12 protein-coding genes are annotated in these 12,137 nt (G+C 62.5%); 5 read left to right on the top strand and 7 right to left on the bottom strand.

The window, feature by feature from the left end; translation table 11 throughout:
* Window positions 1–71 precede the first annotated feature (71 nt).
* The gene (gene pepN, locus NKH33_RS28355; RefSeq protein ID WP_352922594.1) at window positions 72–2,717 is read right to left on the bottom strand and encodes an aminopeptidase N; all 2,646 of its coding nucleotides are present in this window, start codon (window positions 2,715–2,717) and stop codon (window positions 72–74) included.
* A gap of 154 nt (window positions 2,718–2,871) precedes the next feature.
* Between pepN and NKH33_RS28350 the strand changes: the two genes are divergently transcribed.
* Both NKH33_RS28350 and NKH33_RS28345 read left to right on the top strand, forming a co-directional pair.
* Entirely contained in the window at window positions 2,872–3,096 is a 225-nt protein-coding gene (locus NKH33_RS28350; protein WP_352685916.1) for a hypothetical protein, read from the top strand.
* A 20-nt stretch (window positions 3,097–3,116) separates the two neighbouring features.
* Entirely contained in the window at window positions 3,117–4,070 is a 954-nt protein-coding gene (locus tag NKH33_RS28345) for a DMT family transporter (protein WP_352540752.1), read from the top strand.
* Here the strand turns inward: NKH33_RS28345 and NKH33_RS28340 are convergent, their stop codons facing one another.
* The 3 genes from NKH33_RS28340 to NKH33_RS28330 all read right to left on the bottom strand — a co-directional run bounded on the left by NKH33_RS28340 (window position 4,071) and on the right by NKH33_RS28330 (window position 6,555).
* Window positions 4,071–4,886 (bottom strand): helix-turn-helix domain-containing protein, encoded by an 816-nt coding sequence (locus NKH33_RS28340; protein ID WP_352471021.1) that lies wholly within the window; start codon window positions 4,884–4,886, stop codon window positions 4,071–4,073. It abuts the gene before it with no gap.
* 105 nt (window positions 4,887–4,991) lie between these two features.
* Window positions 4,992–5,873: a uracil-DNA glycosylase gene (locus NKH33_RS28335; protein ID WP_352922591.1), complete on the bottom strand. Its 882-nt coding sequence runs from the start codon at window positions 5,871–5,873 to the stop codon at window positions 4,992–4,994.
* Window positions 5,874–5,910: 37 nt separating this feature from the next.
* Complete coding sequence (locus tag NKH33_RS28330; RefSeq protein WP_023677808.1) at window positions 5,911–6,555, bottom strand: hypothetical protein; 645 nt, start codon at window positions 6,553–6,555, stop codon at window positions 5,911–5,913.
* On the opposite strand from NKH33_RS28330, the gene NKH33_RS28325 reads away from it, so the two are divergent.
* The 3 genes from NKH33_RS28325 (at window position 6,506) to NKH33_RS28315 (ending at window position 9,182) form a co-directional block, all read left to right on the top strand.
* Window positions 6,506–6,688, top strand: coding sequence for a hypothetical protein (locus NKH33_RS28325; RefSeq protein ID WP_198023574.1), 183 nt, complete (start codon window positions 6,506–6,508; stop codon window positions 6,686–6,688). The two genes, NKH33_RS28330 and NKH33_RS28325, sit on opposite strands and share 50 nt — an antisense overlap.
* A 106-nt stretch (window positions 6,689–6,794) precedes the next feature.
* A complete protein-coding gene (locus tag NKH33_RS28320) occupies window positions 6,795–8,474 on the top strand; it encodes an electron transfer flavoprotein-ubiquinone oxidoreductase (protein WP_352471023.1) in 1,680 nt (559 codons plus the stop codon).
* A 111-nt stretch (window positions 8,475–8,585) separates the two neighbouring features.
* On the top strand, window positions 8,586–9,182 hold the full coding sequence (locus NKH33_RS28315; protein WP_352620715.1) for a DUF922 domain-containing protein: 597 nt from the start codon (window positions 8,586–8,588) through the stop codon (window positions 9,180–9,182).
* Window positions 9,183–9,212: 30 nt separating this feature from the next.
* Here NKH33_RS28315 and NKH33_RS28310 read toward each other — a convergent pair whose 3' ends face one another.
* From NKH33_RS28310 to NKH33_RS28300, 3 genes are all read right to left on the bottom strand, one after another.
* Complete coding sequence (locus tag NKH33_RS28310; RefSeq protein WP_352922589.1) at window positions 9,213–10,250, bottom strand: endonuclease/exonuclease/phosphatase family protein; 1,038 nt, start codon at window positions 10,248–10,250, stop codon at window positions 9,213–9,215.
* Between the two features lie 80 nt (window positions 10,251–10,330).
* Window positions 10,331–11,833: an AMP nucleosidase gene (locus NKH33_RS28305; protein ID WP_352922587.1), complete on the bottom strand. Its 1,503-nt coding sequence runs from the start codon at window positions 11,831–11,833 to the stop codon at window positions 10,331–10,333.
* An 81-nt stretch (window positions 11,834–11,914) separates the two neighbouring features.
* Complete coding sequence (locus NKH33_RS28300) at window positions 11,915–12,109, bottom strand: hypothetical protein (RefSeq protein ID WP_352922586.1); 195 nt, start codon at window positions 12,107–12,109, stop codon at window positions 11,915–11,917.
* Between the last annotated feature and the right edge of the window lie 28 nt (window positions 12,110–12,137).

Raw genomic sequence — 12,137 nt, 5'->3', positions numbered from 1 at the left:
AAAAATCGACTAAAATAATGGGGTTTTCGGGGGGTCTTCCCTTTTTCCCACAAGGGGACAACGGAGGTCGCTTACGCCAGGGTGCGCTCGACGATGTCTCGCAAATCGGCCGACAGCTTCTCGGTATTGGCGATCGAAAGCAACGCCTCCCTTGCCTTGGCCTGCCGCACCGGTTCGAGCGAGCGCCACGACCTGAGCGCCGTCGCCAGCCTGGCGGCCACCTGCGGGTTGCGTTTTTCGACCTGCAGCACCGTTTCGACGAAAAGCCGGTAGCCTTGGCCGTCGGTGCGATGGAAGCCGGTCTGGTTGGCGCTGGAAAACGTGCCGATGAGTGCCCGTACCCGGTTCGGGTTGGCCATCGAGAACGCAGGGTGGCCTGTCAAGGCGCGCACCGCGTCGACGGTTTGCGGGCCGGGCACGCTGGCCTGGATCTGGAACCATTTGTCCATGACCAGCGGATCGGTTGCATATTTCGCCTCGAAATCCGCCAGCGCCTTGGTCGCCTCCGGTGAGCCATGGTGACGGTGCGCAAGCACGGTCAACGCCGCGGCCCGGTCGGTCATGTTGGTAGCCGATTGGAAGTGCCCGGCAGCGAGTTCCGCACCTCCCGGCAGCAAGGAGAGATAGTCCAGCAGGACATTGCGCAGCGCCCGCCGCCCGGCACTGGCCGCGTCCGGGCTGAACGGACCAGTGTCGGCAAGCCGATCGTAAAATTTGGAGAATATCTCGCGGTTGGCCTCGGCGATTGCAACCGCCAGCGCCTCGCGCGCCGCGAAAATGGCGTCGGGGTCGATGTTCTTGCCGATGTCGCGGGCGATATCGGCCTCGCCGGGCAGCGCCAGCGCCAGTGCCCGATAGGCGGGTTCGAGCGCTTCGTCGCCGGCTGTCTTGCCGGCAAGCCCGGTCAGCCGGGCGCTGAACTCGGGTTGCTTGTGGTCCAGGATCTGGCGGAAGGCTGCAATCAGCGCATCGGTCAAAAGCGAGTTGAACGACTGCCAGCGCGAGAAGGCGTCGCTGTCGTGGCCAGCCAGAAAAAACTGGTCGTCGGGCCGCTGCTCGACCGAAAGTGTCACCGGCGCCGAAAAGCCGCGGTTGAGCGACATGGCTGGACGCTCGGCAATCCCGGAAAACCTGACGACATGGCGGCGTTTGCGGATATGGACGACACCGTCCTCGACGTTCGCCCCTTCGGCGCCGCTGTGGGCTATCGCCTCGCCACCGGCGCCAACCAGGCCGAAGGCAAGCGGAATGTGCATCAGCCGCTTGCGGCTTTCCGACGGCGTTGGCGGCACCGACTGCTCGATTTCGAGCGTGAATTCCCGCGCTGCCGGATTATACGCCGAACTGACGGTCAGGTTCGGCGTACCGGCCTGATGATACCACAGCGAAAACTGCGACAGGTCGCGACCCGAGACGTCTTCGAACACTTTGATGAAGTCTTCAATCGTCGCCGCCTGGCCGTCGTGACGTTCGAAGTAGAGGTCCATGCCGGCGCGGAACGTCTCGGCGCCGAGGATGGTATGGATCATGCGCACGACTTCCGAGCCTTTTTCGTAGACCGTCGCCGTGTAGAAATTGTTGATCTCGCGGTAGCGGCGAGGCCGGACCGGATGCGCCAGCGGCCCTTGGTCCTCGGGAAACTGATGGGCGCGCAGCGTACGAACCTCGGCGATGCGCTTGACGGCGCGCGAGCGCTGATCGGCGGAGAATTCGTGGTCGCGGAAAACCGTCAGGCCTTCCTTCAGGCAAAGCTGGAACCAGTCGCGGCAAGTGATTCTGTTACCTGTCCAATTGTGGAAATACTCATGGGCAATGATGGCCTCGATATTGGCGAAATCGGCGTCGGTCGCGGTTTCCTGGTCGGCCAGCACATATTTGTCGTTGAAGATGTTGAGACCCTTGTTCTCCATTGCGCCCATATTGAAGTCGGACACAGCGACGATGTTGAAGACATCGAGGTCGTATTCGCGGCCGAATGCCTCCTCGTCCCATTTCATCGACCGTTTCAAAGCGTCCATGGCGTAGCCGGCGAGCCTCTCCTTGCCCGGTTCGACATAGATTCCGAGCTCGACCTTGCGGCCAGACAGGGTGACAAAACTGTCCGAGATCTTGCCGAGGTCGCCCGCCACCAGCGCAAACAAATAGGACGGCTTGGGGAAGGGGTCGTGCCAGACCGCATAGTGCCAGCCGCCGGCAAGCTCGCCGCTGCCGGCCGGGTTGCCGTTGGACAAAAGCAGCGGCGCCTCATTGCGCTCAGCTTCGATACGCACCGTATAGACCGACAGGATGTCGGGACGGTCGAGGAAATAAGTGATGCGGCGAAAGCCTTCGGCCTCGCATTGCGTGCAATAGACGTCGCTCGAGCGATAGAGGCCCATCAGCGCTTCGTTCTGCGCCGGCGCCAACACGGTTTCAATTCTTAGCTGGAAGCGCCTTGTCGCAGGGGGGCTGATGATTGTCAGTTGATCGGGCGTGACGAGAAAATCCGCAGGGCTCGGCTCCTGGCCGTCGATGGCAATGCCGCGGAGCGTCAGCCCGTCGCCATCCAGCACCAGTGGCACCGACGCCGCAATCCCGTCGCGGCGTTCGACCGTCAGCACGGCGGTCACATGCGTTGCTTCAGGCGAAAGGCGGAAAGTCAGGCTGGTTTCCGGAATGAGATAATCACTGGGGCGATAGTCTTCGAGCTTGAAGACCTGGCCGGTATCTGTGCGCATTCCTTGATTTTTCCTGTCGATCCGGGAGCGGCGGGCGGGTCCGCTGGTCCAAATAATTTGAAGTCTGCGCTCTTTACACGAAACGTTCCCTCGACAAAACTGCAGCGACGTCTATTTCAGGCGATCATTTCCCAAGCATCATCGCGAGGCTTCCATGACCGTCGTCACGCCGAAATTCGGAACGAGCGCCTCTTTGTCGCGTCGCGAGGATATGGCCTTCATCAAGGGCGCGCGGGAGGCGGGTACGATCGGATCGACGCCTGCCGCGCTCAATGCGGTGACCGACGCGCTCTACCGCACCTACGGCATCAGGCATATCGACATGCCGGCAACGCCGGCGTGCATCTGGGCGGCGATCGAGGAAGCAAAAGGGGCGTGACAGCCAGACCGGACTTGCCAGTGCTTGCAGCTGGCGACCTTGCCGGCGAGCACAGCACGCTGACCGGGATCTTGCTCAAGATCGTATCGGTGGCGGTCTTCGTCGGCATGTCGTCCTGCATCAAGGCGGCAGGCACCGTGCCGGCGGGCCAGATCGTCTTCTTCCGCTCCTTCTTTGCCATTTTTCCGATCATCGCCTTCCTCGCCTTCCAGGGAAAACTCGGAACCGCCTTTTCGACAAAGCGCCCGCTCAACCACATTGCGCGCGGCGTCGTCGGTGTCTGTGCCATGGGGCTCGGCTTCTTCGCGCTGACGCGGCTGCCGCTGCCGGAGGCGATCACACTGAACTACGCGCAGCCGCTGCTGGTCGTGGTGTTCAGTTCGATCTTCCTCGGCGAAGCCATCCGCATCTATCGCTGGAGTGCGGTTGCCGTCGGCCTGGTCGGGGTGCTGATCATCTCGTGGCCGGAACTGACGCTGCTCAGTTCGGGCGCTGCCCTTGGCGATCAGGAGGTGCTTGGCGTCATCGCCGCCCTGATAGCCGCGGCGATCTCGGCCATCGCCATGCTCCTGGTTCGCAACCTCGTCCAGAGCGAGCGGACGGCGACCATCGTGCTGTGGTTTTCGGTAACCGCGAGCGTCATGGCGCTGCTTTCGCTGCCATTCGGCTGGCAGGCGCTGACGCCAGCACAGGCGGGGCTTCTGATTGCCGCGGGTTTTTGCGGCGGGCTTGGCCAGATTCTGATGACCTCGGCCTATCGCCATGCCGAGGCTTCCGTCGTAGCACCTTTCGAATACACTTCGATGATCCTCGGCGTCGTCGTCGGCTATCTGGTCTTTGGCGATATCGCCACGATCAACATGCTGGTCGGCGGCATGATCGTGGTTGCGGCGGGGATTTTCATCATCTGGCGCGAGCGCCAGCTGGGTCTCGAACGCACCCGCACCCGCAAGGCCGTCGCGCCGGAAGGGTGATCAGCCCGCTGCGTCGGTCCGCTCTTTCGCCAGCCGCATCAACACCGCCCGCGTCTGCTCGTCGGCGGGGAAAAAAGATTCGATCGCCAGCTCCGCCAGCGTCACGTCGAGCGGCGTGCCGAACACGGTGATGGTGCTGATGAACGACAGCACCGCGTCGCCATGGGCAAGCTTGAGCGGATGGACAATCGCGTTCGGTTCGACCGGCGCCGGCCGGCTGCTTTTAAGGCCGGACGGATAGGCCCGAAGCTCGCGCTCGAGCTCGACCAGAACCGGATCGGCGGCAGCGTCGTTCTGCCGCTTCAGCCGCTCCAGAAGATGCGTCCGCCATTCCGCAAGGTTGACGATGCGCGGCGCGATGCCGCCGGGATGCAGGCTGAGGCGCAAAACGTTGACCGGCGGCTTCAGCAGGGAGGCGTCGGCGACATTGGCGAGGAACGGGCCGATGGCGGCGTTCGCCGACACCAGGTTCCAATGCCGGTCGACGGCAAGCGCCGGGAACGGCTCGTGCGCCTTGAGCACGGTCTCGACCGCCGCCATCGCCGGTGCCATCGAGGCATCGTCAAGTGGTCGTTCGCTGAAGCTCGGGGCAAAGCCGGCGGCCAGCAGCAGCTGGTTGCGCTGCCTGAGCGGGATCGAAAGCTGCTCCGCCAGATGCAGCACCATGTCACGCGAGGGTGCGGCGCGGCCGCTTTCAACGAAACTCAGATGCCGCTGCGAGATCTCGGCCTCCATGGCGAGGTCGAGCTGGCTCATGCGCCGGCGTGTACGCCATTCGCGAATGAGACTGCCGGCGGAAATCTGGGCTGCTGTCATAACGAGATGACTAGGCCGGCAGTGGGCGCATTTCAATTACCTGCGAGATCATGATGCCGCCCTTCCTTCCTCGCAAGGGGAGGACGGAAGACGCATTCTGCACCGTTACCCAAGTGCCCGCAACTTCGCCTTCACTTCGAGGAAATCCCGCCACGCCAGCTTCTTGTGCGCAGGCGTTCTCAACAAATAGGCCGGATGCAGGGTCGGCATGGCGGGAATGGCGACGCCAGACGGGGTCGTGTGGACGCGCCAGTTGCCGCGCAGCCGCAATATGCCTTCGGAGGTGTTGAGCAGGGTCTTTGCCGACGGGCCGCCGAGATTGACCAGCACCTTCGGATTGACCAGTTCGATCTGCCGCTCGATGAACGGCCGGCAGATCTCGGTCTCGTGCGGCGTCGGCGTGCGGTTGCCCGGCGGCCGCCAGGGAATCACGTTGGCGATGTAGGCAGATGTCCGGTCAAGACCGATCGCGGCCAGCATGCGGTCGAGCAGCCGGCCCGAGCGGCCGACGAACGGCAAGCCCTCTATGTCCTCGTCGCGGCCCGGCGCTTCGCCGACCAGCATCACCGCGGCAGTCGGATTGCCGTCGGCGAACACCAGGTTCTTGGCGGTGAATTTAAGATTGCAGCCGTCGAATGCCGCCATGTGCTGGCGAAGCTCGTCGAGGTTTGCCGCCGATCTCGCCAGTTGCCGCGCCAATGCCGCCTGCGCCTCGTCGGGCACCGTTGACATGGCCGGGGACGTTCGCACTGCCGGTGCCGTATTCGGTCTCTCGCCCATTTCGGCGCGCGACACGCTCGTCGACCGATGAGGCGATGCATTTTCACCGGCCGGCAGAGCGGCCGCCGCAGGCACCCGCTCGGGCGGCCTGGCTTCTGCAAACCTGTTTACCGGCTGTTCTTCAAGCGCCTCGTCGACGCCGGCGCTGGCGTAGAAGGCCAGCAGCTCGGCGAGATCGGCTCGGCTAGTGTGGGGGGCGGCAGTCATGGTCTCACATTCGGCCGCGGAGCTTGAATTTGCAAGTTCAGCTCGACGGTATGCGCGGATCCTGCACCAGATAGAACGTCCAGCGCGGCGTGTAGTCGGTGATCAGGAAATAAAAGCTGGCGGTCTTCAGCGGGTCGATCTTGCCGTTCTTGAACAGCAGGCGATCATACGGTTCGAAATTGCGGTCGAAATCGGCGTAGCTGCTCGACCAGATATTTTCGGGCGTTTTGTTGCGCTGGTCGAACGACAGGCCGTCGCCGAACACGCTCGGCTGGTCGAGGATCTCCTGGAGTTCGAACTGGAACTCGACCCAGGCTTGGCCGCTATTGTTGAGCACGTCGATGCGCATATACATCAGACCATTGGCGAAGTCTCCCGCCTTGCCGAACGGCTGGATCGGCCTTGTCGTGCGAATGGCCAGCGTTACCGGCGTCGCTGAATTCAGCTCTTCGGTGATGACCAGCGGATCCTCTTTCGTGCCGATGCCGGAAGCCCCGGTGATGCGGAAACCGCCGCGCTCGTCGGAAAAGGAATAGGCGCCGGTCGCCCAGACCAGTTGCTGCTCGGCACGGGCATCGAGGGCCGTCAGTGGCAGAAGCGCCAAGAGCGCCGCACGGCAAAACCGGCCGGGCGTGAAAAAAAAGCGCGTCGATGAAAAGCCAGCCGGCCCGAATATGCGCATGGCGGGAAGTATGGCCGATAAGCAAGCCGTCGAACAATTAAAAACATCAGTGCGACATATCTGTGCAAACGGAATAGGATTGAAGATTGATGCTCGTCACCGCGAATCTGTGCGGCAGGACGCGACTTTTTGATGAAATCGGTATTGTCACGTCCGCGCCGGTTTCCCGTCGCTATTTGATGCGCTATGCAGCGCGTGAGCCAGCAAGATGCCGGGAATAGCGAGCCAGTGAGGGATCGATGAGCGATATCGAACGCGAAAGCATGGAATTCGACGTGGTCATCGTCGGCGCCGGCCCGGCCGGCCTCGCCGCCGCGATCCGTCTCAAGCAGGTCAATCCCGAGCTTTCCGTCGTCGTGCTGGAAAAGGGCGGCGAAGTCGGCGCGCACATCCTGTCCGGCGCCGTCGTCGATCCGATCGGCATCGACCGGCTGCTGCCCGGCTGGCGCGAAGAGGAGGGTCATCCCTTCAGGACGCCGGTCACCGACGACCATTTCCTGGTTCTCGGCCCCGCCGGTTCGTTCCGTCTGCCCAATATCCTGATGCCGCCGCTGATGAACAATCACGGCAACTATATCGTCTCGCTCGGCAATGTCTGCCGCTGGCTGGCGACCAAGGCCGAGGCGCTGGGCGTCGAGATCTATCCGGGCTTTGCCGCGGTCGGCCTGCTCTACAACGAGGCCGGTGCGGTCACTGGCGTCGTCACCGGCGACATGGGCGTCGAGAAGGACGGCACGCACGGTCCGGGCTTTGCGCCGGGCATGGCGCTGATGGGCAAATATGTCTTGATCGGCGAGGGCGCGCGCGGCTCGCTGGCCAAGCAACTGATCGCCAAATACCACCTTTCCGACGGTCGTGAGCCCGGAAAATACGGCATCGGCCTCAAGGAACTCTGGCAGATCAAACCGGAAAACCACCGGCCGGGCCTTGTCCAGCATTCCTTCGGCTGGCCGCTCGATTTGAAGACCGGCGGCGGCTCCTTCCTCTACCATCTCGAGGACAACCAGGTGGCAGTCGGCTTCGTCGTTCACCTGAACTACAAGAATCCCTATCTGTCGCCCTTTGACGAGTTTCAGCGCTTCAAGACCCATCCGGCGATCCGCGGCACCTTCGAGGGTGCCAAGCGGCTGGGCTATGGTGCCCGCGCCATCACCGAAGGCGGCTGGCAATCGGTGCCGAAACTGTCCTTCCCTGGCGGTGCGCTGATCGGCTGCGCAGCCGGCTTCGTCAACGTGCCGCGCATCAAGGGCTCGCACAATGCCGTGCTCTCCGGAATGCTGGCGGCCGAGCATGTCTGTGATGCGATAGCCGCCGGCCGCACCAATGACGAGCTGGCCTCCTACGAGGCCGCCTGGCGCGCCACCGATATCGGCAAGGACCTGAAGAAAGTGCGCAATGTCAAGCCGCTATGGTCGCGCTTCGGCACCATTGTCGGCGTCGGCCTTGGCGGCCTCGACATGTGGCTGAACACGCTGTTCGGCTTCTCGCCCTTCGGCACGATGAAGCACGGCAGGGCCGACTATGCGACGCTGGAACCGGCCGCCGCGCACCAGAAGATCGCCTACCCGAAGCCGGACGGGGTGCTGACCTTCGACCGGCTGTCGTCGGTGTTCCTGTCCAACACCAACCACGAGGAGAACGAGCCGGTGCATCTGCTCGTCGCCGACATGGACCTGCAGAAGCGCTCTGAGCATGACGTCTATGCGGGACCCTCGACGCGTTACTGCCCGGCCAGCGTCTACGAATGGGTCGACAAGGATGGCAATGCCGCCGCCGATCCTGCGGCCAAGGATGTGCGCTTCGTCATCAACGCGCAGAACTGCGTGCACTGCAAGACTTGCGATATCAAGGATCCGAACCAGAACATAAATTGGGTGCCGCCACAGGGCGGCGAGGGCCCGGTCTACCAGAACATGTAAGTCACAAGGTTTGCTCCGGACTAGACAAGATGAGGAGCAGCGCAACCGTAGGATTGTTGAATAAACCGCCTGCCTGTGTTTCCTTTCTGCGGCGACAGGGAGGAAGGAAAAATGCGCCTGGCAGTTCTGACGAGCGTTGTGGCGATCGGGGCATTGTGCGCCCCTGCAGCCTTGGCCGGCACTAAGGTGCTGGTCAAGACACGAACTTACAGCATTGCCGGAACCACCGGCGCGGCCCTGATCGAGGCCATGGATCGCAGTGGGCCGAAGCACGGCTTCATGACCCACGCCATCGCGCAGACCGGCTACAGCGTCGATGATTGGACCTTCGACGCCCATCGGGAAAACGGCGTCTGCCGCCTGCGCCAGGCCAACGGGACGCTCAATCTCTTCTACACCTATCCCAAACTAGTCTCAGCCACGTCGCCTGCGCTGCAGAAGCGCTGGAAGCGGTTCTTCGCTGGCGTCCGCGCCCATGAAGAGACCCATGGCCGCATCGCCAGACAGATGATGCGGGCCACCGAAAAGTCGCTTCGAGGGCTGACAGTCGGTGATGACCCGCACTGTTTCGAGGCACGTCGCGAGGCAAAGCGCCGGATCAATGCCATCTATGCCGAATACGAGGCAAAGCAGATCGCCTTCGATGCGCACGAGCATCGCGACGGCGGCCCTGTCGAGCACCTCATCCGCGCTTTTGTGGGCCAGTAATAAGCCAGGTCGAGATTGGACTGCGGATTTTCAGCTTCGCGTCCCGCCAGGCAGCGCTGCAAGCGCGGTCGCCGTCTGGTGCTCGTCGAGCGGCTTTTGTTCATCCGACCGTAGCGAAAACTCCACCAGCATCGGCAGATGGTCTGAGCCGGTGTCCTCAAGGGTCGACGCCGAATGGATAACAATGGCGCCCTTGCTGAAGACCTGGTCGATCGGCAGTCCGGCGAAGCGCAGGAAATCCGGCAGCCTTCTGTAGAGCCAGGTCGGCCCGACCGACGGCATTACAGTCAGCTTGCCAAGCGATGCGACGCGCCGGACGGCGGCGCTCCATGGCGCTGCGTTGCAGTCGCCTGCCAGGATTGACGTCTCGCCAAGCGAGGCGATTTCGCCAGACAACCCTCCAATCTGCCGTGATTGGTTGTGCGGCCATGGCCAGGTGAGGTGGATGGCGGCGACATCGACGTCGGTTCCGCCGAAATCGACCGTGGCGATCGCCATCGCGCCGCGGCTGTCGCAGTGCGGCTCCGTGCCTATGGCAAACGGTCGTCTGGACAGCAGCGCAACGCCGAACACGCCATTGGGATATGGGCAGAGGATCCGGTAGGGATAGCCGCCGGATAGCAGCCCAAGCTTTGCCTTCCACGTTTCGGACACCTCGTCGAGGGTGATAACATCAGGCTGGGTCCGGCCGATCAGCGACAGCACCTTCTCAGGCGTTGGATTGTTGAACCTGAGGTTCATCTGCAGCAGGCGGTAGACTGGCTCGTCACCGAGTTTGGCTTCGTAGGCGGCCTGCACCTGCCATAGCCGCGAAAGCGGCAAGGCATTCTGCGTGGTGGCAAAGGAGGCTATCGCAAACAGCAATGCGACCGCGGCCTGCAGGCGAAACGAGGTGGCGAGCAGCGGCAGCGCGCAAAGCGCCATCAGCACCGAAAAATGGACGCGGAAATGAGCAAAGGAATCGAGGGCCGGATGCAGCGATCCGAAGAACCCGGCCACCAGCGCGGCCGAGAGTGCAAGCATTGCGACGAATGCCAGCGCAACCGTCATGTCCCGAACACGTGCCATCGCTTTGTCTATCGGCAGAAGTGCGGCTCAATCAAGATGACGAAATGTCCTGACCTGGACCGACACATGCGATTCGGCATTTACTGGAAGGCAGTTTCCGAAAAGCTCCTGAGTTTGCGCGAATGCAGTCGGTCCATCGGCATTTCAGCCAGCTTCTCCATCGCCCTGATGCCGATGGTCAGGTGCTGCGCTACTTGCCGCTTGTAGAACTCGGTCGCCATGCCCGGCAACTTCAATTCGCCATGCAGCGGCTTGTCGGATACGCAAAGCAGCGTGCCATAGGGCACCCGGAAGCGGAAGCCGTTGGCGGCGATCGTCGCCGATTCCATGTCGAGCGCGATCGCCCGCGACTGCGACAGCCGCTGGACCGGCCCGCGCTGGTCGCGCAGCTCCCAATTGCGGTTGTCGATAGTGGCGACGGTGCCAGTGCGCATGATGCGCTTGAGATCATATCCGGAAAGCCCGGTGACCTCGGCGACCGCTTCCTGCAGAGCTACCTGGATTTCGGCTAGCGGCGGGATCGGCACCCAGACCGGAAGATCGTCGTCGAGGACATGGTCTTCTCGTACATAGGCATGGGCCAGCACATAATCCCCGAGCGCCTGCGTGTTGCGCAGGCCGGCGCAATGGCCGAGCATCACCCAGGCATGCGGCCGGAGCACCGCGATATGGTCGGTGATCGTCTTGGCGTTGGAAGGCCCAACGCCGATATTGACCATGGTGATGCCGCCATGATTCGGCTTCTTCAGATGATAGGCCGGCATCTGCGGCAGGCGAGGCGGCGCGGCACCCTCACCGGGCGCGCCGTCCCCTGCTTTGGTCACGATGTTGCCCGGCTCGACGAACTCGACATATCCATCACCGCCATTGGCCATCAATTCGCGTGCACGGGCGACGAATTCGTCAATATAGAATTGGTAGTTGGTGAACAGCACGAAGTTCTGGAAATGCTGGGGGCTGGTCGCCGTATAGTGCGACATCCGGTGCAGCGAATAATCGATGCGTTGCGCGGTGAACGGCGCCAGCGGCCGTGCCTCGCCCAATGCCACTTCGAACGTGCCGTTGGCGATCTGGTCGTCGGTGCCGTCGAGATCCGGCACGTCGAACAGGTCACGGATCGGCCGTTTGATGCGTTCGGCAGCAGCGCCGTCGACATGGGTGCCTTCGAGGAAGGCGAAATGCAGCGGGATGGGAGTGGTCGATTCCGAAACCGTGACGGGAACGCCGTGGTTGCGCATGATTAGCCGAAGCTGTTCGGTGAGGTAGCTTTCGAAAAGAGCAGGCTGGGTGACGGTGGTTGAGAAATGCCCCGGCGTCGGCATGTGGCCATAGGCCTGCCGCGAGTCGATTTGCGTGAAGGAACTCGTGGTGACGCCGATCTCCGGATAGAAAGCGCGGTAGCGTTTGTTGTTGTCGCCGCCCGCGGCGAGCGCGGCAAACGAATCGCGCAGGAACTTGGTGTTGCGGTCGTAAAGCACCTGTAGGGCGGCGACGGCCTTCTTGGCGTCGTTGAAGCTCTGCCGGCCAAACGGCTCCGGCGTGACCACCGATTCAATGGCTTGGGGATAGATTCGCTTTTCCATGACCCAATATAGAGAGTTGGACGCGCGGTTGGGAGGGGGTAAGGCGGCCTCAATACGCGCTGTCGGCGTTTTTTCGGTCTGCTAAGCGCGCTGAAGGCTAACCAGCAGCACAAAGCCGAGGCCTGACTTCCTCAACGCAGGCGCCTCGATCGTCGAGCCGGCATTGGTGCGCATCGTCGGCACCGCCAGTACCGGTACCGAAAGAACAGTCAGGATGAGCGCCGCGCGCGGCAGCAGCCGAAGCGTCTTGAGGGTGTTGGCGGCGAGGCGGTTCATTGGCGTTTTGCTTTTCTCTAAAGGTTCA

The organism is Mesorhizobium sp. M1182 (genome assembly GCF_040318335.1).
Lineage (GTDB): Bacteria > Pseudomonadota > Alphaproteobacteria > Rhizobiales > Rhizobiaceae > Mesorhizobium.
The sequence above is the reverse complement of the archived record's forward strand: the minus strand, read 5'-3'. Positions and strand labels throughout refer to the sequence as shown.

Excerpts from the sequence above, each read along its gene's own strand:
- NKH33_RS28330 (WP_023677808.1), bottom strand. The coding sequence starts at position 6,555 with ATGCGCATATTCGGGCCGGCTGGCTTTTCATCGACGCGCTTTTTTTTC.
- NKH33_RS28350 (WP_352685916.1), top strand. The coding sequence starts at position 2,872 with ATGACCGTCGTCACGCCGAAATTCGGAACGAGCGCCTCTTTGTCGCGT.
- NKH33_RS28340 (WP_352471021.1), bottom strand. The coding sequence starts at position 4,886 with ATGACAGCAGCCCAGATTTCCGCCGGCAGTCTCATTCGCGAATGGCGT.
- NKH33_RS28305 (WP_352922587.1), bottom strand. The coding sequence starts at position 11,833 with ATGGAAAAGCGAATCTATCCCCAAGCCATTGAATCGGTGGTCACGCCG.
- NKH33_RS28310 (WP_352922589.1), bottom strand. The coding sequence starts at position 10,250 with ATGGCACGTGTTCGGGACATGACGGTTGCGCTGGCATTCGTCGCAATG.
- NKH33_RS28300 (WP_352922586.1), bottom strand. The coding sequence starts at position 12,109 with ATGAACCGCCTCGCCGCCAACACCCTCAAGACGCTTCGGCTGCTGCCG.
- NKH33_RS28315 (WP_352620715.1), top strand. The coding sequence starts at position 8,586 with ATGCGCCTGGCAGTTCTGACGAGCGTTGTGGCGATCGGGGCATTGTGC.
- NKH33_RS28335 (WP_352922591.1), bottom strand. The coding sequence starts at position 5,873 with ATGACTGCCGCCCCCCACACTAGCCGAGCCGATCTCGCCGAGCTGCTG.
- NKH33_RS28320 (WP_352471023.1), top strand. The coding sequence starts at position 6,795 with ATGAGCGATATCGAACGCGAAAGCATGGAATTCGACGTGGTCATCGTC.
- pepN (WP_352922594.1), bottom strand. The coding sequence starts at position 2,717 with ATGCGCACAGATACCGGCCAGGTCTTCAAGCTCGAAGACTATCGCCCC.